22 protein-coding genes and 1 rRNA gene are annotated in these 23288 nt (G+C 30.5%); 3 read left to right on the forward strand and 20 right to left on the reverse strand.

Annotated features, from left to right (window positions below):
- Window positions 1-201 precede the first annotated feature (201 nt).
- From BQ7358_RS09010 to BQ7358_RS04870, 8 genes are all read right to left on the reverse strand, one after another.
- Window positions 202-510 carry a transposase gene (locus BQ7358_RS09010; protein ID WP_159428385.1) on the reverse strand — a complete coding sequence of 103 codons (309 nt, stop codon included), beginning with the start codon at window positions 508-510 and terminating at the stop codon, window positions 202-204.
- Window positions 511-565: 55 nt separating this feature from the next.
- Complete coding sequence (locus BQ7358_RS09015) at window positions 566-811, reverse strand: hypothetical protein (RefSeq protein WP_106388771.1); 246 nt, start codon at window positions 809-811, stop codon at window positions 566-568.
- Complete coding sequence (locus tag BQ7358_RS09020) at window positions 780-1604, reverse strand: ISL3 family transposase (RefSeq protein ID WP_062172723.1); 825 nt, start codon at window positions 1602-1604, stop codon at window positions 780-782. Before BQ7358_RS09020 ends, BQ7358_RS09015 begins: the two co-directional genes overlap by 32 nt.
- Before the next feature lie 208 nt (window positions 1605-1812).
- Window positions 1813-2604, reverse strand: a complete 792-nt coding sequence (locus BQ7358_RS04850; RefSeq protein ID WP_062171998.1) for a two-component system regulatory protein YycI — start codon at window positions 2602-2604, stop codon at window positions 1813-1815.
- Window positions 2604-3920 (reverse strand): two-component system activity regulator YycH, encoded by a 1317-nt coding sequence (gene yycH, locus BQ7358_RS04855; RefSeq protein WP_062172001.1) that lies wholly within the window; start codon window positions 3918-3920, stop codon window positions 2604-2606. The genes BQ7358_RS04850 and yycH overlap by 1 nt, the downstream gene beginning before the upstream one ends.
- Window positions 3921-3932: 12 nt before the next feature.
- Window positions 3933-5885 carry an ATP-binding protein gene (locus tag BQ7358_RS04860; protein WP_062172003.1) on the reverse strand — a complete coding sequence of 651 codons (1953 nt, stop codon included), beginning with the start codon at window positions 5883-5885 and terminating at the stop codon, window positions 3933-3935.
- Window positions 5885-6586, reverse strand: coding sequence for a response regulator YycF (yycF, locus tag BQ7358_RS04865; RefSeq protein WP_062172007.1), 702 nt, complete (start codon window positions 6584-6586; stop codon window positions 5885-5887). Before yycF ends, BQ7358_RS04860 begins: the two co-directional genes overlap by 1 nt.
- Before the next feature lie 497 nt (window positions 6587-7083).
- A complete protein-coding gene (locus BQ7358_RS04870; protein WP_062172010.1) occupies window positions 7084-8136 on the reverse strand; it encodes a Tle-like phospholipase domain-containing protein in 1053 nt (350 codons plus the stop codon).
- A gap of 173 nt (window positions 8137-8309) precedes the next feature.
- Here BQ7358_RS04870 and BQ7358_RS04875 point away from each other — a divergent pair, with 173 nt between their 5' ends.
- On the forward strand, window positions 8310-8873 hold the full coding sequence (locus tag BQ7358_RS04875) for a flavodoxin family protein (protein WP_062172014.1): 564 nt from the start codon (window positions 8310-8312) through the stop codon (window positions 8871-8873).
- A gap of 121 nt (window positions 8874-8994) precedes the next feature.
- Here the strand turns inward: BQ7358_RS04875 and BQ7358_RS04880 are convergent, their stop codons facing one another.
- The 11 genes from BQ7358_RS04880 to BQ7358_RS04930 form a co-directional block, all read right to left on the reverse strand.
- Window positions 8995-10134 carry a tRNA(Met) cytidine acetate ligase gene (locus tag BQ7358_RS04880; RefSeq protein ID WP_231723785.1) on the reverse strand — a complete coding sequence of 380 codons (1140 nt, stop codon included), beginning with the start codon at window positions 10132-10134 and terminating at the stop codon, window positions 8995-8997.
- A 99-nt stretch (window positions 10135-10233) separates the two neighbouring features.
- Window positions 10234-10698, reverse strand: a complete 465-nt coding sequence (locus BQ7358_RS04885) for a hypothetical protein (protein ID WP_072520280.1) — start codon at window positions 10696-10698, stop codon at window positions 10234-10236.
- A gap of 171 nt (window positions 10699-10869) precedes the next feature.
- Window positions 10870-11421 carry a hypothetical protein gene (locus tag BQ7358_RS04890; protein ID WP_072520273.1) on the reverse strand — a complete coding sequence of 184 codons (552 nt, stop codon included), beginning with the start codon at window positions 11419-11421 and terminating at the stop codon, window positions 10870-10872.
- Between the two features lie 341 nt (window positions 11422-11762).
- Window positions 11763-13634: a polysaccharide biosynthesis protein gene (locus BQ7358_RS04895; protein ID WP_072520274.1), complete on the reverse strand. Its 1872-nt coding sequence runs from the start codon at window positions 13632-13634 to the stop codon at window positions 11763-11765.
- 298 nt (window positions 13635-13932) lie between these two features.
- The gene (locus BQ7358_RS04900; RefSeq protein ID WP_062172025.1) at window positions 13933-14187 is read right to left on the reverse strand and encodes a hypothetical protein; all 255 of its coding nucleotides are present in this window, start codon (window positions 14185-14187) and stop codon (window positions 13933-13935) included.
- Between the two features lie 6 nt (window positions 14188-14193).
- Window positions 14194-15153, reverse strand: a complete 960-nt coding sequence (locus BQ7358_RS04905) for a CdaR family protein (RefSeq protein WP_062172028.1) — start codon at window positions 15151-15153, stop codon at window positions 14194-14196.
- A gap of 11 nt (window positions 15154-15164) precedes the next feature.
- Window positions 15165-15983, reverse strand: coding sequence for a diadenylate cyclase CdaA (gene cdaA, locus BQ7358_RS04910; RefSeq protein ID WP_062172032.1), 819 nt, complete (start codon window positions 15981-15983; stop codon window positions 15165-15167).
- A gap of 286 nt (window positions 15984-16269) precedes the next feature.
- A complete protein-coding gene (gene ftsH / locus BQ7358_RS04915) occupies window positions 16270-18249 on the reverse strand; it encodes an ATP-dependent zinc metalloprotease FtsH (protein WP_062172040.1) in 1980 nt (659 codons plus the stop codon).
- Between the two features lie 143 nt (window positions 18250-18392).
- Entirely contained in the window at window positions 18393-18941 is a 549-nt protein-coding gene (hpt, locus tag BQ7358_RS04920) for a hypoxanthine phosphoribosyltransferase (RefSeq protein WP_062172046.1), read from the reverse strand.
- A 4-nt stretch (window positions 18942-18945) separates the two neighbouring features.
- The gene (gene tilS / locus BQ7358_RS04925; RefSeq protein WP_062172051.1) at window positions 18946-20262 is read right to left on the reverse strand and encodes a tRNA lysidine(34) synthetase TilS; all 1317 of its coding nucleotides are present in this window, start codon (window positions 20260-20262) and stop codon (window positions 18946-18948) included.
- The gene (locus tag BQ7358_RS04930) at window positions 20252-20860 is read right to left on the reverse strand and encodes a S1 RNA-binding domain-containing protein (protein ID WP_062172055.1); all 609 of its coding nucleotides are present in this window, start codon (window positions 20858-20860) and stop codon (window positions 20252-20254) included. Before BQ7358_RS04930 ends, tilS begins: the two co-directional genes overlap by 11 nt.
- Window positions 20861-21077: 217 nt before the next feature.
- Here BQ7358_RS04930 and nagA point away from each other — a divergent pair, with 217 nt between their 5' ends.
- Window positions 21078-22232 carry an N-acetylglucosamine-6-phosphate deacetylase gene (gene nagA / locus BQ7358_RS04935; RefSeq protein WP_062172057.1) on the forward strand — a complete coding sequence of 385 codons (1155 nt, stop codon included), beginning with the start codon at window positions 21078-21080 and terminating at the stop codon, window positions 22230-22232.
- Window positions 22233-22236: 4 nt separating this feature from the next.
- A complete protein-coding gene (nagB, locus tag BQ7358_RS04940; protein WP_062172059.1) occupies window positions 22237-22956 on the forward strand; it encodes a glucosamine-6-phosphate deaminase in 720 nt (239 codons plus the stop codon).
- A gap of 131 nt (window positions 22957-23087) precedes the next feature.
- Here nagB and rrf read toward each other — a convergent pair.
- Window positions 23088-23202 (reverse strand): 5S ribosomal RNA (rrf, locus tag BQ7358_RS04945).
- Window positions 23203-23288 lie beyond the last annotated feature (86 nt).

The raw sequence follows: 23288 nt of genomic DNA on the forward strand, positions 1-23288 counted from the left end.
AATAAATATTCACTCATTTTTTATTCTCTGCTAAGCATATAAATATATTTTTCAAGATTAAAATTTAATACATTAATATACATATGTCCTCTTTAGAAATATTTTTTAGACAATACAAAAAAATATTAAAATCCCCTACTAAAACCTTAAAATCTGGCTCTGTGTCAAATACGGGGCATGAGAAAAAATAAGGATAAAATGCTAAGCAATGCAGTGTTGCTTGGCATTTTTCAAAACGCCCTTAAAAGAAATATTATTTTTATACTCAGAAACAAATAACCTAGAAACAACTAAAATGCGTAATCTAAAGTTATAAAAGCTATTATAACCATAAGAAACTCTCTTTAAAACCTTTATCTTATTATTAATACCCTCCAAAGAACCATTAGAGATAGAATACCTAACACTATTAAGCATATACTCTTTATGTTTTCTCATAGTATTAATAGCCTTACTAACACCATCAGATAAACCGATAGTAGATTTTTCAATTAATTCTTTAAACTCCAACTCATTTCTATACCTTATTGCATATCTAATATCCTGAACTCTCTCATAGCTAGCCTTAAATATTACAATCTAATCCTAATAAATAATCTAAAATATCACGTCTAGTAACTAAACTCCTAAAACTCCTATTAAAGAAAAACCTACCATGAGTAACATTACTTTCATCTTCTAATATTAACTTCCAATTATTTTTTAAAAGAGTATAATTAATACCTTTTTGTTTTTTGTAAATATTCATTAGCTTAACTCTAGTTCTATTAAGTTCTCTATTAACATTTTGAATAAAGTTCTCTATTAACATTTTGAATAATATGAAACCTATCTATAACAATTTCAGCATTAGGAAACTTATTTCTAATCAACTTCATATAAGGAGTATAAATATCAATACAAATAGCCTTAACATTACTTCTAGCCTCTTTAGAAAATCTGGAAAAATAATTATTTAAAATATACTCAGTTCTACCATCAACTATATCAATAATCTCATGAGTTAAAGCATCTAAAAAAATAAAACTCATACCATTTTTACTATCTTTAGTAAACTTTAACTCATCAAAGCATAAATACTCAGGTAAGGTATTATAGTTAAGAATGTCTACATGGGATTTACATTTATAAAGAGTTCTTATAACAGTATTAACCGATACATTATTCATTTTGGCTATTTGTTTAAAAGATAAAGTATCAGCTAAATCACTCATTATAGAAAACTTAACATTTTTAGAAATACTACAGTATTTATCTACAAAAGAAGTAGTAGCTACAAATTTTTTATTACAAGTTTTACACTTGAAACGTTGCTTTCTTAGTTCCAAATAAGCAGGGATACCTGATATTTTTAATAGATTAATTCTAGTAAGTTCATTAAAGCCGTTTTTAACTACAGTATAACCTTTATTAAGACAACCACAGCATTCACACTTCTTGGGTTTATATGTTAAGGTACCTTTGAATACAAAGTACTTTTGATTATTTTTTATAGTTTCGTTATGTGTTTTCTCAATAGTTATATTTTTATCTTTTATTTGTAGTAGGTTTTTAATGAATTCTCCCTCTTTTATTTCTTTTGTTTTTGTGTTAAAATTATTCATGACAGATATCCTTTCATAGTTTATTTTTTTGCACTTTAATTATATTGGATATTTGTCTTTTTGTATATTAAAAAACAATACGAGGTATGGATTTTTTTCCCATACCCCGTATTTATTATACAACCTAAAATCTTATTTTAAGTTCCTAGTAGGAGATTTATATCTTATAGTTATATTGGTAAAAAATTTTTATCTATACAGCAAATTGCTAATTCCCTTTATTTAATATATTAAGCTCTATAGCATCAACATAGTATTTTTTAACAACGTCATTTTTTGATACTATTTCGACATACCACGTCGGAATTAATACTTGATTTTCTGTTTGGGAAATATAGGTGTAGTACCCTAACGTCGCCTTTACTCTGCTGTCTTTCGGTATTAAATCTTCGTGGTATAATCGATTAATGGCTTGCGATTGAGTTACCAATGTTTCGTTTTTATCTTTTCTTATATTTGTTACGGCTGTTTGCTCGAAAGATTTTATATCTCCATTCGCTTCCACCTTAAACACAAGTCTTGCATTTTTATTATCAAATACTCTGACCCCGTCTATTATTTGTTCATAAGTTACCGTTTTTTCTGTAGCGTCATAACTTGAGAACATATAATGATTACCCGCTTTGTATTTTTCTGCTAAAAAAGTATCTAATTCAGCCCTATAATTATTTTTATCAATATTAGTAATTGCGGTATCCAATGTTCCTTTCAGCTTGCTATATTTATCTACAGTTTCTATTTCTAATTTTAAACCGCCGGTTTCTTTTTTTATATCTTTAAAATTTGAACCTGTTACATTGATATAACCGAGATTTTCTTTTTTCGGCTGATTTTCTTCTATCTTTATACCGTCATTTTTCATTGCACGTTCAATAACTTCTTTTTCTTGAACAATTTCCACTTTGTTTTTATAAACGGTGTAAACATAAAAGCCTAGGAGCATAACATTCAGAGCAATAAATAAATAAATAAACATCGTTTTTATTTTATTCCAATTCATTACTCCGCCCCCTTTTCTAAACTAGCCTTTAGATTTTTAAAACTTATGTACTTACCGTTATATTTTACATACCAAGTCGGCTTGTAATAACAATTAATTTTTGTTTTGCTAAATGTTTTTTCATAACCTAAAACAACATCGCTGACGCTTTTTAAATTAGCGTAATTATATAGGTAGTTTATTACATATTCACCACGTTCTACGTCGTAAACTCCCGCAGTTTTAGAGGATAAATAAGTTTTCGTTATTTTTTTAGGTGAAATAACCTGATATACTCCTGAACTGTTACTTAAAACTCTAATATTGGCTAATTCTTCTTTATTAAATACCAAACCCTCTTTATATGTTTCTTGAAACTGTGTTAAGTCTTCATATGAATAAATAAGCTGATAATTTTGGTTATTAACATACCCGAGATTTAAAAAATTGACCGCATATCCTAATGATGCTAAAGAGGTTGTTCCGTTTTTTTCTTCGTTTGACGGATTAATATAGGTTAATCTGTCCCCCTGTTCTCTTAAAATGGAATAACCATCGGAAATTTCATTATCACTACTGTTTTTTATGCCACCTTGAGGTTCAAAAATATCTCTACCAAGTTTATTTAAACTGATGTTTTCCGTACTAAATTCATCAATATAATACTTGTCCGCATCTTCTTTTAAGTAGATAAAATTATTATTCAAACTATATTTCCCATAACTCTGCTTAGCAGAAGAGAATTTTTCAGATATTTTTTTATAAATATCCCCATTTACTTTGATTTGGAGATAATTCTTTTCGCCTTTTTTATAAAGATAGATATTTTCCGGTTTTTCTTTTAAAAATACTACTGTATCAAATTCTAAACTTATATTCGAATTTTCTTCTGCAAAAAATATCGGTTTTACTAACGCTGAGTCAAGTGTCGCCGAGTATTCCAAGGTGATTTTTTCTCCACCGTTATGTATAACTTCTTCAATATCTTTATTTCGAACCCTTGTTTCAACACTTTCACTCTTGGTAACTTCTTTTATAATCTCTTTTTGAGTTTTTTTATCTTTTATTCCGTCAACAGTTGCAATTTTGGTAATACTGTTTTGAACCGGCGGTTCTTCTCTTGCTCCTCCATTGACTTTTACTATAATATTAGGTGTTAAAAAATGAAGTAGATCATCTACGACTTTTTCTTCATTGTCGTTTACTTTTTGAGAGGTTTTTTTGGTAAATATTTCATAATCCGGCTGATAAGTTGTTATTACATAGGTCAGAAAAATACTAGATATGACAAGTAATACCAGTATTATGGATTTAATCGTTTCTTTATTTTTCTTCATAGCATTCACTCCCTACAGCCACTCATCTTCTATTTTTTCACAAGGTAGCGTTACAAAAATAATGCTACCGTATCCTTCTCTACTTTGAGCCCAAATTCTTCCTTTGTGTGCATCTACTATTGTTTTTGCAAGTGCTAAACCTAAACCGGTTCCGCCCATACTACGTTGTCTGCTTTTATCAACACGATAAAATCTATTGAAAATTTTATCAATATGAACAAGCGGTATTCCGACGCCTTCATCTTTTATTGATATACTTACCCTATTATGATTATAATTTTGACGAACTCTTATTGTAATGTTTTTCCCATTTGGAGAATATTTTACGGCATTATTTATAATATTATCAAATACTTGCGTAAGTTTATCCTGATCTCCTTCTACAAATATAGGAGATTTCGGTATGTGTCTAATAAAGTTTTTCTCCGGATGAGTTAGTTCAAAACGACCAACTATCTGCTCAATCATTTTATTAATATCAATAAACTCTTTTTCGTAATGTTCTTCTTGAATATCCATTTTACCGAGCTGCATAAGTTCGTTAACCATTCTTATCATACGATTGATTTCTTTATGAATTGTATCAATAAACACCGGTGCTAATTCTTTATCAGCCATTACACCTTCTTCTAATGCCTCAATATAGCTATTCATCGTTGTTAGCGGTGTTCTAAGTTCGTGGGATACGGTCGATACAAATTCTCGTCGTTCTTTTTCCTGACGTTCCTGATCGGTTACATCATATAATACAATAATATACCCTTCAAGTTCTGTCGACATTTGAGTTAAATCTTCCGTTTCTTCTTTCACTACTTCTGAAAATTCCACACGAATCAAAAGATTTTCACCCTCATTATTAGTAATATTAACCAATAAGCTGTCTTCCGCTTCTATTATTTCTCCTATAGTTTCATATTCTGTTATATTTAAAACTTTAAGAGCATCTTCTCCGATAAATATCTCATTATCTTTTGTTCCGATCATTGTTTCAGCACTTGTATTAATAAGAATAATTTTCCCGTTGTTATCCGTAGTTATTACACCGTCTATCATACTGCTGATAATCGTTGCAAGTTTTCTTTTTTCCGTTTCGGTTACATCTTGTTCTTCTTTTATTCTTTTGGAAATTTGGTTAAACACTTTTGCCAAATCTCCAATTTCATCATTGGTATTTATTCCGACAACCGTACCGTAATTTCCGGAAGCCATTTTTTTAACCTGTGAGCTCATCTTCTCAATAGAGCTTGTGACCGTTTTTGACGCTAAAAGCCCTATTATTGTTGTTATTAAAATAGATAAAACAGTTCCGACAATAAATATTTTAGAAATGCCCGTTACTTCTTGATAAACACTTTCTATATCTGCCATTAATGAAATGACACCTATTACTTGATTATCTTTTTTTATCGGGCTTACATACATCCAAACACGCTTATTGGTGTTGGCATCTGTTTGAATTCTTTTTGCACTCTCACCGGTTTTTAGCACTTGGCTTACCAGCGGATCAAAAGATCTTTTTCCGAAGTAATCACTGTTCCCGTTTTTAGACGATGAAGCCAATATTTTTGTATTTTTGTCGATAACGTTAACTAATAACAGTTTTTGGGTATTAAACTCACTTATTAATTTAGCTACACCGCTTTTACTGTCAATTTGCAGTGAGTTTTGCGGATTATTTTGATTACGTTGAGTTTCTTCCAGCGATACCGATTCACGTTTTTCTCCGTTACCTTTTTTTGAGGCGTTATCTTTATCCAACTCTTCTCTTATATGATAATTAAGAACCTTTTCCTGTTCTATTATATTTTGTTCAAAGGTGTTAATATTTGTATTTCTCAACTGTGTTGTAAAAAATAAACCTATTAGTTGTAAAGAAATAATATTAACAAGCACATACACTATAACAAACTTTATTCTAATTGATGAAAAAAATCTTTTCTTTATTTTTTTATTAAAGAAATTCATTATTCTTCACCTATAAAATATCCGACACCACGCCTTGTCATAATATACTCCGGTTGCGACGAGTCATCTTCTACTTTTTCACGCAATCGTCTGACAGTTACATCGACAGTTCTTACATCACCGAAATAATCATAACCCCAAACGGTTTGAAGCAGATTTTCACGTGTTAACACTTGTCCACGATGTTGTGCCAAATAATAAAATAAATCAAATTCTCTTCGTGTTAAATCAACTTCTTGACCATTTTTTTTAATAACATATGCTTCCGGATAGATGACAATATTTTTAACAACTAAATTATCGTTGGCTTTTTCTTCTTTTTCTTCTTGGTTTTTAGTAACTCGGCGTAAATTTACCTTAACACGTGCCATAAGTTCTCGAGTTGAGAATGGTTTAGTAACATAATCATCCGCTCCGAACTCAAGTCCCAATACTTTATCAATTTCAGTATTTTTTGCCGTTAACATAATAATCGGAATGTTTTTTTGGGCACGAACTTCCCGGCATACTTCCATGCCGTCTTTTTTAGGTAGCATTAAATCTAACAGTATTAAATCCGGATTTTCACTAAAAGCAAGCTCTACCGCTTTTTCTCCGTCATTAGCTACTATTACCTCATAGCCTTCTTTTTTTAAATTAAAATCTAAAATTTTTGCAATTGGTTCTTCGTCATCAACAACCAAAATTTTATATTCAACCATTTAATTTCCTCCTTGTTACAGAAAGTATATATTATTTTACAAATATTCCAGCAATGGTTAGTAGTGGTATGGACGCCTACAACTAACCTACTACGTAGGTGGATTTTTCGGCTAGAATTTTAGCCAAGGTCTAAAATTCTCCAAGTAAAATGCTTTTAGCATTTTACTATTACCACTACAAACATTGCTATTAAGTTCGTTGCTGTTCTTAGTGGTGGAATACTGGCTTCACCTGAGATTATAAGCTTAGGTGAACCTTAAGAAAACTGCGTAGCAGTTAGTTCTTAAGGTTGCCACACCACTATAAAATCAGCAAAAAATAATATTTTGTATATAAATATATACTTTTCATAATAATTACACATAGAATTACCTACATTATATCATTTTTTTAATATTTTTTCAGTATTTAATATTAAATCGATTGCTTTCTATATCAAAAGTTAACTTAAAAACAGATTGAAACTTAATAAATTCGGTAATCTTATTTTTCTAAATTAATTATTTTTTAATTTTTTATCTAATAGTAAAACTTCTTGTTTTTCCACATCTTCATTATTAATATTTTTTGTTTCTGTTATTTTCTCTAAAACATTTGTTAAGAAGTATCTAAAATCAACATGGTATGGATTTTTATTGAGATTACACATTACCGTTTCACTCATCAACATGCCCGTTAGTTGATTCTCCAGATAAGATAATTTGTCTTCTGAAAAATATTTAAGCATATTAATCTCAGCGAGGCTGAATTCTTTATATTCTGTAGAAAGATTTTCTTCCTTAATATCTTCTATAAGTAATTCTTTTAAAGTAAGTTGACGTTCTCCGAGAAAATTTTTTATACCGTGCATACCCGCCTCTTTAATAATATATTCTTCTCCAATATAATAACCGATATTTAAAAGCTCCGCTATACGGGTAAATACATCTTGCTCAGAAACTATCCTTTTTACATCACCCGTAAATAACTGTTTCTTTTTCTCTATTCTGTTGACAACTCTTTTGTATCTCGATAACCTTCCTTGATATAATTCAGTATCTGCATTTTTGTTCATAAAAATATCTATTCCTCCGATTAGATACAACGGTGCGGCGTTATAAACAATCGTTTCTGCAACATTATACTCCAAAGCAACACGTTGAGCGATATTTCCACCAAGGGAATGACCGGTGAGAATAATATTTTCACCATATTTTTTCTCCATTTTTTTATAAAATTTATAACAAACTAAATAATGTTCTCCTTGCCCTAGACAAATCCCTACTATATCAGCGTATAAGTCTTTTTCTCTATCAAAATAAAAATTCGTTCCGGTGAAAGATAAAACATAATTATCTTTATCAATATTTTTAAATAATGCTCCGCTGCTACCGGTATTTTTATCATAAAAGCTGTGTAAATATTCCAACTCTTTCGGAAACTTACCTACTATTTTTTGCAATTCTATAAATTCCTTTATTACTCTTTTAGGTGTGTTAATTCTGTCCATAGCTTCTATTCGATATACAATAAACGAAGCATAGCTGGTTACTTCTAGTTCTTTTGCCACTTTTTTTCTCCTAATTTACTAATCAATAGTATTCTATCACACTTATTATATTTTTAACACTATAACCGTTGCCAATAAGTGATAATTATTTTCATCTACCTATTTAAAATAAAATTATTTTTTGTTATAATAATATCAGATGTTTAATAACAGCTTAAACGGAGGTTAGATTTATGAAAATTTTACTTGCTTACTCTAGCAAAACAAAAAACACAAGAAAAGTAGCTGAAGCTATTTACGAAGATATAAAAAATCTAGGGGACGTTGATTTAATTGATATAAAAAAACACAAGAAAAAAATGAATAAAGAGTACGATTTTTATATACTCGGTGCTTGGACGGATAAAACAAATGCTAATAAAAATATGCAGCATTTTATTGATATTCAAGAAATTCACAACAAAGATGTAGCAATATTTTTAACCTGCGGTGTTCCTCGTGAGCATTACCATGCCGATGATTCGATAAACAACTATATTGAATTTATGAAAGAGCGTAATAACCGCATTCATAAAACATTTATTTGCCAAGGGAAAATAGACCCGAAGGTAATGATTGTCTTTAGAATTTTAACATGGAAAGATCCTAACTTTATTCATAAAGTAACGCCGGACTTAGTGGAGATGGTTAATGAGTCTAAAACACACCCTGATGCTCAAGATTTAAAAGATGCACAAGATTGTTTCAGCACGCTTTTAAAAGATATAACTCTTGAAAAATCACCGCTTAATGTTTAATAATTTTATTTCCAAAGTAAATTCTCAAATAAATAAACACTGTGTCTAAATACCTATAAGCATTTCTATTAGGATTTTTACCTTTAGAAAAACGTCCTAATTAAACTTATTAAACCTGTTGCTAAATAATAACAACAGGTTCTTTAAATATATCTTTGTCCCCGGCTACCAAGTTATACAACCTCGAAACTTTTATATCATGTTCAAAATATTGAGCATTTTTACTATTTAAAACTGTAACCAACATTATTTCTTTTTTATTATTTATTTCTTTTATTAAATGAGTTTTTTCTTTTTTTACCGCCAGCACTCTAAACGCTTTTGTTCCAAAATACTTTTTATAGTCTTCCTTTGTTGTATTAGTCAGTATATGAAGCAGGTTTCGTTGTATTTTTTTATTACTGTATCTTTTTGTCGCTATATTTTCTACCAAATCCTTATAAGTTTTCGATATTCGTGCTGCATTAAATATTCTATTTTCCAATCCCTCATTAACATCGTAAATATTACTTAAACCGATTTTTCCTAAAATATTTATTTGATAGGTTATAAAGGAATAAAAATCTTCCAAGTAGATATTTTTTTTATTGCGAAGTTTTTCCAGCATTTCGGCAGGAAGATAGTTTTCTATCTCTTTTTTATAAATATTTGTCCTTAAGGCGGTAGCACTGAGAAATCTTGTTTTTTCCAAGTTTGAGTTGTTTAAACTTTGACCTTGTCGTTTTATAGGTATTAGTTTCACATTAGGAGCTTGTTTTTTTAACGCTTTGTAATAACTGTAAGCCAGAATAAAATTTGGAACATTTGTATCAATATCAAACAATAAACTATTTATTTTTGCGTGGCTATAACCCTGTTTTAATAATTCTTTATATTTTAATTTAATATCTTTTCCTTGTTGTTTATTATACAATGTGGAAAATTTTTCCATATTTATTTCTTCTGTTCCGAATATTAAATGAGTAATTCCCATCTTGGTAAGAATTTCCACACTTTTTTCAGCAAAGTCATCTCCAAAAGAAACGCTCGCTACGTAAGGTAGTGCAACTACCATATCGCAACCGTTTTTTACCGCTTCTTCAGCACGGGTATAACCGTCTACTATTGCCGCTTCCCCTCGTTGAGTAAAATACTCACTTATTACACAAACTATTTCTCCTCCACCGTGATTTTTTATATATTTTTTTGCTTGCTCTATTAAATATTTATGTCCATTATGAAACGGATTAAATTCCGCTATAATACCTACTCTAATACTCATTTTATCGTCCCTTTTATCAGTTATAATTTTAATAATTTTTTTACAGTTATATAGATGACTACCCTAACTTTAGAAAAATAAAGGTAACTTTCGTCACCTTTATCCATTATTACTTTCAAATATATCGACTGTCCAACCAACTAACTTACCATCTTCTGAGGTTACTCTGCTGATTGAAAATTGTCGAGGTTTTTTATCTTTTTCTATTAACCTTGCAATCTCTTGATTTCCATATTCCATAGCCTCTTTTTGTGAATTAAATACCTTTCCTGTATTCCCAAGTCCGGCACTATGAGATAATTTTTTACCGTCATATTCATAACTGTTTTTTTGATCTTGGTTTTTTGTTTTATTTTCTGTTGAACTTTGAGCCGAATCTGTCGTATTTGAATTTTGTTTTTCTTCTTTTTCTACCTTTTTGGTAGTATTGGTTTGTGATGTTTTATCTTTCTCTTTTGTAGAACTTTTTCCAAAAAAGTAACTATATCCTAGAAAAAGTGCACTTGATAAAAATATTACAAACACCATTCCCCATAGTATTTTTAATAAATTATTATTTTTCATATCCATCAGTCCTTTTTATTAAACTTTATAAATATTCACCCCCTAATTATACCACCGTTAGCTATTTTTTGCGAAGTTTTTCCCTTATAACCAAAAAGATACCCTTAGGTAAAGAATTTATAATATTCTCTACCTTTGGAATATCTTTTTTATCGGTGATTAACTTTTAAACTATTTTTTATTTGGTATAAAAACTACCGTTCTTTCCCCTTTTGGATCCTGAACAATTTTGTAAGTATAACCTGTTTTATTTTTCTTAATTAATTTATCCATCTCTTCATTTGCATATTTATGGGCTTCTTCTGAAGTTTTAAAGGTTCGTGAAGACGGTTTTTGCGAGTTATCTGAAGAACCGGTTTGTTCTTTATTATCTTGTTTCTTATCTTGATCGGTATCTTTTCTTTGACTATTATTTTTTATGTTAATTTCATTTTTTTTATTATTTGATGATGAATTGTTTTTATTATCTGAAGTTTCGTCTTTGTTGTCTGAAGAATTATTTTTTTCTTCCTCTGTTTTATCGTCATCAGACTTTTTATCATCTACGTTTTCTTCATTATCTTTATTATCTTCACTATCTTTTTTTACAAAACCGGATTCATTATCTTTTTTCGGCTCTTTGTCACCACTGGAAAAATAACTTATCCCTATAAATAATGCACTGCATAAAAATACAGCAATCACTATTCCCCATAATGTTTTTAGTAATTTATTATCTTTCATATTAAATCAGTCCTTCTTTTTTTACTATTTATTATTATAATACTCTTTTAAAAAAATTTCTATAGGCGATTTAGAGTAAACGTTTCCTTTTATTCCGGTTTTTCCAAATCTCCATTAATGGAAAAAAGGAGCGACTTTATAAGGTCGCTCCGACACGGTTCATTGATTTTAAAAAGTTCTTTAAAGTAAGTTCCCAACTCAGTAAACCGCTACTCTAATTATCAATAGCAAATTTTATTAATATGGCGTTACCCTAACAGAAATTGCCTTTATTTTAACTCTAATATTTTTTGTTGATTATTCGCATTATTTTCTACATATTTTGTATTATTATCAGCTTGTTAACTATTATACTTACCTATTACTTCAAACAAATATTTCCTAATATCTTCACTCGTAGAATTACTTAACATCGTGCGAAGTTTTTCTAATTGTTCATCTAAAGTAGCAATATCTATATCCAATGTTGTATTTTTATAAATCATTTTATTATCAGTTTTTTCACTATTTTCGTAATCAAGTGATAACTCTTCGTACATTTTCTCACCGGGGCGTAAACCTATTTCTTCTATATCTATATCTTTATACGGCTCCAACCCTGAAAGTTTTATCAAATTTGTAGCAAGATCTATAATTTTCACAGGCTCACCCATATCAAGTAGGAAAATTTCTCCGCTACTGGCATAGTATCCGGCTTGTAAAACGAGTTGTGAGGCTTCCGGTATTGTCATAAAATAACGAATTATGTTTTTATGAGTAATCGTTACAGGTCCACCTTTTTTTATCTGCTCCTTAAAAATAGGAATAACCGAACCGTTTGAACCTAGAACATTTCCAAATCTAACCGCTGCGAATTTAGTTTTGTATTTAGCACCTTTAGACTGTAAAATAATTTCCGTTAAACGTTTTGAAGCTCCCATAGCGTTGGTCGGATTAACCGCCTTATCTGTAGAAATCATTATAAAACGTTTAACTTCATATTCAATAGCAACATCCATAACATTTTTCGTACCGAAAACATTATTTTTTATAGCTTCTTGCGGGCGTCTTTCCATTAACGGCACATGTTTATGAGCAGCCGCATGAAAAACAACATCAGGCTTGTATTTCTCAAACACCTCTTTTAAAGCGGCTTTTTCTCTAATGCTCACTATCTCAGAGATATAATTTACCTGTTCGTATTCTTTAGCGTGAGATTTTTCAAAATCCAAATCACGCTCCAACATATATAGAGAATTTTCATTTATATCAACCAAGACCAATTGCTTCGGTTTAAACTTAAACACTTCTCTTGCGATTTGACTACCGATAGAACCGCCTGCGCCTGTTACAAGGACACTTTTTCCTTTTATATATGACTGAACTTCTCCTTGCGAAAGTTTAACTTCTCCACGTCCTAAAAGGTCTTCTATCGACACGTCTTTAAGATGTTTTGAAATGCTTTCGCCTTCTTCAAGTGCAATGCCCGAACCCATTACCTTAACTTGAACATCCGCTTCTTTTAAAATATTTAATATTCTATTTTTATCCTTGGTAGAAATAGACGGTATCGCTAAAAATACCTGTTCTACTTCATGCTTAGGTATAATTTTTAACAAATCATAGGTTGTTCCTAAAACATTTACACCGCTGATAATTGAATTTTTTCTATTATCATCAATAAGTCCGATAACATTGGCTTTAAAAACATTGTTTTTAGAAAGTTCTTTTAAAAGAATATAACCGGCATCTCCCGCTCCTATGATTAATGTATTTTTATAGGCATTTTTTCCATGAATATTATTTTCACGTTCTCTTAATGCTCTGTATAACATTCTAATAAACATTATCCCCGCAACAATAAGTAATGGAGCAAAAATAACAAATCTTACATTAGAAAATGTGTCAGGTAACATAAACTGATACAACACACCGCAAAATAAATCTGCAATCAATATTGAAGTACAAATATTAACTATCTCGGTAACTCCAAGATAAGACCATAAAGACTTGTTAATACCGAATATTTTAAATAATATTCCGTAAATAAAAAGTGACAGCACTACAAACTCTAAAATACTTACACCATGATTTTCCAACATCTCCAGCGGGTAAGAATTTCGCCCTAAAAAAATAGAGGCTAAAGTACCAAGTGCTACTATAAACAAGTCTATCATCATTATTAATTTAAAACGATGATATATATATAATTTTGATGAAAATAATTTTCTCATGTTCAACTCCTAATATAATAATTCAATAAAAAAATATATTATTTTACAAATATCCCGGCAATGGTTAGTAGCGATATAAACACCTACAACCAACTTTTTCACAATCTATCCTTTTAAAAGTTTTTATATTAATTTAGCAACAGCAACCTACCTGTATTCAAATTTGTTTTATGAAATTTTTTGTCCTTGTTAAACTTGAGGGATGACTTAACAAAATCCTACTTTAAAAAATTATGATTTTTGCGCCGTCTTCAGTTAGCCATCCCTTTTTTATCTTAAAATATTACCAATATACTTTTTATAAAGTTAACCTATATCCTAAGTAAGCCGCCGCAATAATTATTACTCCTAAGATAACGAAGCTCACTTTTCGAGTTTCTTTTATTACTATTATCTCAACAATTTTTTGAACAATTAGAATAACAAAACCTACTGCAATAAGGATATTTTTCATTTTTTCGTTATCAATAAACGTCGTGCCTATTATAATAACTAAGGCAACTACAGTAATCAACATACTTATAGCTAAAAATATTAGTTTTTTATCTACCATAAACCTCTATTTTCTCCTTACCTTAATTGTTACTTTTACTATTGGAGTATCAGTAGCGGTTTTTACATCTTCTTTCGGATAAATTTTTAAATTACTACGTTCTTCGGTTTCCTCTTTAACATCACTCAAATCAACATCAACATACATCGCTGATATTTTATCAAGCTCTTCTTGTGTTTCCGCTCTTACGGTTACCTTTGTTGAATCCGGTGTTATGGATACCAATTCGTAATCTGAAGAAAGTTCCCCCACTTTATTAACAAGTAACGGTACTTCTTTTTCTATTTTTTTAAGATCAATTGTCATTACAGTTGATTCCGTTTCTATTTGAATATCTTCTATCTTGTTGTAATCACTGTCATAAGCGACAATTTTAGCCTCTTCTCGTGTATTTTTGTTAATTTTAGTTTTTGTAGCACTTTCTGCCCGTACTTCTTTAATTCTATTAATACTGTCTATATCTCCGGAAATTTTTACCGTATCATTATTTAAACTTAGTTTATCAATTTCAAAACCGAGCAATAACCTTTCTTTTTTAACTATCGGAGTGACTTTAAATTCACGTGTTACTTTTTCTCGAATGGAAATAGTAATACTGCTAGGCTCAACGGTAGCCTCCAGCCCTTTTTCCAATCCTTCCACTTCCAACTTAACTTTCTGATCATCGCCGATTTGGGCATTTTTTAAATTAAGTTTCACCTTGAAATTTTTAGCAATACTTTCTTTTTGTACTTTTGATGGAGGCCCGCTTAATTTTACAGACACCGTATTCGGTATTCCTACTACATAAAGTTTATCCCTATCATAATCAGCTTCCAACGGTACATCTGTTATCCAAGCAGCCGCTATGTTGTCATTATTTCCGATAACGGAAATATTTTTGAAATTTTCATTTACCGAAATAAAAAGTAGTACCGCTATCAAAAATGATATTAATTTTAATTGGTTATTTTCTTTTAGTCTCACAATATCACCCCCTATTTTAATTTATCTCTAAGGAGATTATCTTTTTGAGTAAGCCAATTTTCTGTTAAATATTTTGAAAGTTCGTCGGATTTAAAGTCTGTCGTTAAAATACCGTTTTGACAAACAGAAATTTTTCCCGTTTCCTCCGACACAACAACGACAATAGCATCGGTTAATTCCGAAAGTCCTAACGCCGCTCTATGTCTTGTTCCATAACTGCTGGCAATACTTCTATTATCCGACAAAGGAAGAACGCAACTCGCCGCACGAATTTTATCTTTATTTAAAATCATCGCACCGTCATGAAGAGGTGTATTAGGGATAAAAATATTAATAATAAGTTCATTGCTAACAGTTGCATTGATTATTATCCCGCTTTCAACATACTCATCCAGACCGGTATAATTTTCCAAAACTAACAAAGCTCCTATTCTTCTACGTGACATATGACGTGTCGTTTCGACGATGGAACTTATAATATCAGCTTTATTATCTTTTTCTTTTTTAATATTAAGGTTAAGGATATTAGATAGCTGAACTCGACCGATATACTCCAACGCCCGTCTTAACTCCGGTTGGAATATAATCATTATACCAAGAACTCCCCATGTTACCACTTGGTCAAATATATAAGTCATTGTTGTAAAGCCTATAAAGCTAAAAAATATTTTTAATCCAATAACGATTAAAATACCTTTAACAAGTTGCATACCACGTGTTCCTTTTAACAGTGTCAGCAATTTATAAACTACTACCCAAACCAATAATATATCAAGCAGGTGAATAATAAGTGTCAAAGTTCCTATATTTGATAAATAATCAGCTATCATTTCAAAGCTCCTTTCTTTTTAATATTCTTTGTTACAAATATTTTTTATTAATATTAAATACCCATAACAATTCACTTTTTATTATAACATAAATAAAAAGGTTATGCTGTAGTTTTTTTCTTTTTTCTTCTGTATCATATAAACTTATTTTAAAATTTTCTTTACTGCAAAGAACAGATTAAAAAAATCGGTTCTTTATCAAATATCGGTATGTATTTTTCCCATATCACATATTTATTGTACAACCAAAAATCCCCACAAAGATACGTCTTTATGGGGAAATTTCTTATTCATTATCTATTATATTTTCAGTTGCAGAAACATCAATTATTTCTTCTTGCTGTTTTTCTTTTTCCAAACGAGCTTGTTCTTCATAATATTTTTTATTGACTATTCTATCTAATTGCTCAGCTTCTTCTTCGCTAAGTTCTTTCGGCATTTTACCGAATTGGTATAAAGCAACGATTTCTTTTCTGTCAATTGTTTCCACTTTCACCAATGTTTGAGCTATTAACTCCAGTTGTTCTCTATGAGTTTCTATAATATGAAGCACTTTTGTATAACATTCATTAATTATTTTTCGTACTTCTCCATCAATTTCTTTCAACATATCTTCCGAATAATTACCGATACTTGATAATTGACGTCCGCTGTACGGATCATGAAACGGTGCTTGCATCGGTCCTACAGCATCACTCATACCGTACTCCGTTACCATTGCACGAGCAATTGCCGTAACACGTTCGAAGTCATTATGAGCACCGGTTGATACTTCATTAAAGAAGATTTGCTCAGCGGCACGTCCTCCCAACAATCCACAAATTTTATCGATTAGATCCGTTCTTGTTTGGAAGTATTTTTCTTCTTCCGGTATCATTAAATTGTAACCACCGGCATCACCACGTGGGATAATAGTAACTTTTTGCACTTTATCGGCACTGTCTAAAACCATTCCGACGATTGCATGTCCTGCTTCATGATATGCTACTAAACGTTTTTCTTTTGGAGTATAGACTCTACTGCGTTTAGCAGGCCCACCAATAACTCTGTCCATTGCCTCGTCTAAATCTTCTTTTTCAATAGCTTTTTTATTTTCTCGTGCTGCAAGTAAAGCCGCTTCGTTTAAGATATTTGCAAGATCCGCTCCGGAAAATCCCGGAGTTTTTTGTGCAAGACTTCTTAATTCAACATCTTCTGCCAACGGTTTTCCTTTAGCGTGAACTTTTAAGATTGCCTCACGACCTTTTACATCAGGTGTTGATACTTTAATTTGTCTGTCGAATCGTCCCGGTCTTCTTAACGCACTGTCAAGAACATCGGCACGGTTAGTAGCCGCAATAACGATTATACCTTTGTCGCCGTTAAATCCGTCCATTTCTACAAGAAGTTGGTTTAACGTTTGTTCTCTTTCATCATTACCGCCACCGACTCCGCTTCCACGCTTACGACCTACGGCATCTATTTCATCAATAAAGATAATACATGGAGCACTTTTTTCTGCTTCTTTAAACAAATCTCGAACACGGCTCGCACCAACCCCGACAAACATCTCAACAAAATCAGAACCCGAGATTGAGAAGAATGGAACTTTTGCTTCCCCTGCCACAGCACGTGCAAGAAGTGTTTTACCTGTTCCCGGAGGGCCCTCTAATAAAACACCTTTAGGTATTTTAGCACCCATTTTGGTAAATTTGCGATGATCTTTTAAAAATTCAACCATTTCTGCCAGTTCTTGTTTTTCTTCATCAGCTCCGGCAACATCGGCAAAAGTGATTTTTGCTTCATCTCCATCGATTTTTTTAGCTTTCGATTTTTGGAAATTCATCATTTTTCCGCCACCGCCGCCTTGCATTTGCGACATAAAGAATACCAATAATCCCATCATTAAAATAAACGGTATTATATTTCCTAAAAATTGAAGAATTACACCCGTTTTCTCTGCCGGTTTATATTCAACAACGCTAAGTTTTCCTTCTTTTGCCTTATCGTTGATTTGTTCTCTTACTTTACTGTCACTTGCCGGTACTACCGTTTCAAAGTTTTTATTACCGTCTTTTAATGTTCCTTTAACATTGTAATTTTCGTCTTTTTGTTGCAAACTAATATCCTTAATTTTATCATCATTAATATTTTGGACAAGTTTAGCATAATCTATTTTCTCTGTTGTCCCCGGTAAATCTTGTTGCCAATAAGCAAATACTCCAATAGCAATAACTATTAAAGCTAGAATACCAAGAAAAGGATTCTGCCTTTTTCTATTATTCATAAGAAAAACTTTACCTCCTACTATTATCCTAATTTTCTAAAAGTAATTCATTTTAACACAATGTACTTTAAATCTAATTAAAGTTTTGACTATTTTTGACTAAAAATTTCTTTTCTTTTTTTCAGTTTTTAATAATACCTAATCTACTTGGTGTAAATTTCTTTTTTCAGCACCCCGATATATGGAAGATTACGATATTTTTCTTCATAATCTAATCCGAAACCTACTAAAAATGCGTTTGGAGATTCTATTCCAATATAGTCCGCTTGTACTTCAACAATACGTGCTTCCGGTTTATCTACTAAAGATGCACAGGTTACACTGTTCACGCCAAGTTCTTTTAAATATTCAATAAGGCATTTTAACGTTCTGCCTGTATCAACAATATCCTCAATTATAATGACATCTTTATCTTTAACGTCCATAGCTACATCTTTATTAATTTTTATTGATCCTGATGAACAAGTTCCGCCATGATAGCTTGAAACATCTATAAAATCAGTTACAACGTGTATATCAATATGTTTCATAACCTCTGCCATAAAAGGTAACGCACCTTTTAATGTGCATAAAAGCACCGGCTCTTTGTCCTTATAATCTTCTTCTATCTGCTTTGCTATTCTTTTGGAAGCATTTACGATTTTCTCATGACTAAATAGAATTTTTTCTATATCCTGCTTTAAATTTTCCACTGCTTTATCCTTTCGTTTTTATGTAATAGTCATATTTTATATTTTTGTTAACCTTAGTACCGATACCTAAAACTCCCAAAATACTATTTCCACTCCTTACAACCGCCAACTCATCACGCAAGCTTGCCGGAATCTTTTCATCAATAAATAATCTTGACAATTTCTTATTAATATTGCCTCTCTTTACTACATCTCCTTGACGCCTTGTTGTAATAATAAGTGGTAAATCTTCTTTATTAAATCCAAGCTCTGCACCTTCGGTATTTGTTGATATTAGAAACTTATTTTGATAAAATTCATACTCTTTATTATCTTCAATTTTATCTATAATTAATTCTATTTTACCATTATAACACTTTTTCACAATTTTATGAATATATATACTATCATATTCTACTACTATTTTAAAATTATTTTTCACATCATAACTTTTATTGCCTCCCCTTTGTTTTAAATCTTCTATTATCTTAAACAAAGTTCGTTGTTTGATGTCATAAACACAAAAATTATCTATAAAAATCTCTTTAAAAATAAAAAATATTTCTTCTCTTTTTAATAAAAGTAATTTTTCTTTATCAAGCTCTACAAAATTTTTTGAACTTTCTTTTATGTAAGTATCTTTTCTTTTTAAGATATACTCTTTTAGAATAGTATTCACATTGAAATAATACTCCGAAAAATTAATAAGATTATCAAAACTGGCATTATTAATGCCGTTTAACAGAGGAACTATATTATGGCGAATGTTGTTTCTTGTATATTCGGTATCGAAATTTGTTTTATCAGTATAATATGTTAATCTCTCACTTACGGCATATTTTTCCAATTCTTCTTTTAAAGTATCTAAGAGCGGTCTACAAATATTTAAACCGTTTATTATTGTCTTACTTTCTATTGAAAGGTTGTAATCAATACTTCGCCCACTTAGCAATCTCATTAAAATATTTTCAACTCTATCGTTTTTATGATGAGCTGTTAAAATTTTATCAATTTTTTCCATTTTTGCCATTTCTTTAAATGCTTTATATCTTAGCTCACGTGCCAACATTTCCTCAGAAATATGTGATTTTTTAACAACTGTTTTCATATTTAATTCTTTTTTATAAAATTTCACATCATAACTGCCCACAAATTTCTCAACGAAGTTCGCCTCTTCAAAAGATTCACTCCTTAACCCATGGTTAATATGGAAAACTACAAGTTCTTTATAGCTATTTTTATATTTTGTCACCAAAAGATGAAACAAAACAATAGAATCTACACCACCGGAAAGCGCTAATGCTATCTTCTCTTTTTTGTCCCACAAAATATTAAAATTCATCACTTTGTCCTCTACTATCTAAACAACCTTTTTCTAACAATTCTTGCTTTATATTTTCAAATTTTTTTATTTTTGATTCTGTTGTCGTTATTATTTTTTCTAAAAAACCTTCGGGAATTTCTAAAAATTCTTGCTTCTCTTCTTTTTCTTGTGTTAACTCTATTATAGCTTTTTTTCCTTTTTTAACAGATATTTTCATATTACCTAAATATTTCAGTTTATGCAAATCTGTTATTTTGGTTTTTTCAATTTTAGGTTCTTGATTTATTTCTTCTTTTTCTATATTATATATCTTCTCTTTTTTTATTTTTTTCTTTTTTACTTTTTCTTTTTTAAAAGGTGCTTTTTTCTCCACATTCTTTTCGTCATTTATTTTATCCTTTTGACTGAGAATATAGCAATCTTTTTTTAAATTTATCACCCTTGCTTTAACAATAAAACCAAAAGAAAAAACATCAATCAATTTTTTCTTTTTCCCAATATTCATATTTTGCTTTGGTAAAAATCCTTGATTGTTATCAAACTCAACAAACAAGCCATAGTTTTCAACTTTTACAATTTTTCCGGAAATTTCTTTTCCTATAATATCTTTTTCCATAAAAACACCACGCTTTACTCAATACAACTTTATTCATCATTATATCACAAGAAAAAATATCCAACAACTAAGGTAAATAATAATATAGTTTTTCTTTTAAAATTAGATTTTTATTTAATTTTTTCCTACTTTACAAAACTACTCTTTCTGTGTTACCATTAAGATAACAGAAATTTAACACATTAAATTTTAAAATATTAAAAGGAGTTTGTTTTATATGCTAATACGTAGTAAAAAAGTATGGTCTAATAGTCAATTTTTACCGTTAACACTTGAAATAAAAGAAGGAAAAATAATTTCCATCTATGATTATAATCATTTCAATACCGTCGATTATGATTTTGAAAACAATCGTATCTTGCCGGGATTTATAGATATTCATACTCATGGTGCCTATGGCTATGATACAAACGATGCAACAGAAGACGGTTTACGTAATTGGACTAAAAATATACCGAGCGAGGGAGTAACTTCCTTTTTACCAACGACTATTACCCAAACAGAAGAAGTTCTATTAAAAGCTGTAAAAAATATTGCTAATATTTATGAAGCAGGTTACGATGGTGCCGAAATACTTGGTATTCACTTTGAAGGTCCTTATCTTGATGCTGAAAAAAGAGGTGCTCAACCTCTAAAATGTATTCAAACTCCAAGTGTTGAACAATTTAAAAAATTTCAACAGGCTAGTAATAATCTTATAAAACTTATTACTATAGCTTGTGAAAAGGACATCGATTACAAACTTACCAAATACTTGGCAAGTCAAAACATTAAAGTTAGTCTCGGTCATTCGGCTGCCAACTATAAAGAAAGTTATTTAGCTTTTGCCAATGGTGCTACTTCTCAAACTCATGTATTTAACGGTATGGTTGGTTTTCATCATCGTGACGGCGGACAGGTCGGCTTCGCATTACGTGCTAAAGACGCTTACGGAGAAATTATTTGTGATGGTATTCATTCAACAACCGATGCTCTAAACACTTATTTTAATGCCAAAGGTCGTGATCATGCTATTATGATTACCGATTCATTGTGTGCAAAAGGCTGTGGTCGTGGCTCTTATGTTTTCGGTGGTGAGAATATGGAAATTTACGAAGATGGTAGTGCTCATCGTGATGATGGACGTTTAGCCGGTTCAACCTTACGAGTTATTGACGGTTTAAGAATTTTAATTGAAGAAGCGTTGGTTCCAATAGATTCAGCCATAAATTCATGTACTAAAAATCCTGCGGAAATGCTTGGTTTCGGTGATAAAAAAGGAAAATTAAAAGTTGGCTATGATGCTGATTTTGTAGTTATAAATTCTGATTATGAAATACTCAATACCTTTACCCGAGGAAAACTTGCTTATAGTAATAAAATAGGAGAATAATAATATGAAATATTTAGTTTTTGAAACAAAAAAAGAAGCCTCTAAAAAGGCTTATGAAATATTGAAACAACTTATTAATAAAAATTCTACTTTGGGACTTGCTACCGGATCCACTCCTATTGATCTTTACCGTGAAATGATTGAAGATTTTAAAAAAGGAAATTTCAGTTACAAAAATATAAAATCATACAACTTAGATGAATACGTTGGTATTAATTATGATCATCCTGAAAGTTACCACAAATTTATGGAAACAAATTTATTCAATCATATTGATATTAACAAAAATAATACCCATATTCCCAATGCCGGTGCAAAAAATTTAAAACAGGCTGTTGATGATTATCAGAATGAACTAAACGATACCATTATCGATGTACAAATATTAGGTGTCGGCTCTAACGGACATATCGGTTTTAATGAACCGGGTACTTCTTTTGAAACCGGAGTTCATATTGTAGACTTAAAAGAAGAAACTATTAAAGCAAATTCACGATTTTTCGATAATAATATAGATTTAGTTCCTAAACAAGCTGTTACTATGGGCATTAATGATATTATGCGTGCTAAACATATTATTCTTCTAGCTTTCGGTGAAGAGAAAAAAGAAGCTATTAAATATCTTACTTCCGGCAATTTAATAGATGAGAATATCCCTTGTACTATTTTAAAAAAACACCCTAGTGTTTATGTTTTTGTTGATAAAGAAGCAGATTATAAATAAAAAAACAGGAGCAATTAAACAATCTTTTTGTTTAATTGCTCTTATATTATGTTAAAAATTTTATATATTATTCTTTCGTTTTTTTATTTTCGTTAAAAAATAAAAACTCCCAAACGGGAGTTAAAACAAAAGCCTGGCAACGATCTAGCCTCGCAGGGCGTAAACCCAACTACTCTCGACGCTAAAGAGCTTAACTTCTGTGTTCGGTATGGGTACAGGTGTGTCCTCTTTGCTATCGCCACCAGACGAAAACTTTATACTCATATTATATCAATTCCTCTCCTTTTGTCAACTTCTTTACTTCTCTGCTTCTACTCTCTGATTAAGTCCTC

Origin of the sequence: Gemella massiliensis, assembly GCF_900120125.1 — a bacterium.
Classification (GTDB): Bacteria; Bacillota; Bacilli; order Staphylococcales; family Gemellaceae; genus Gemella; species Gemella massiliensis.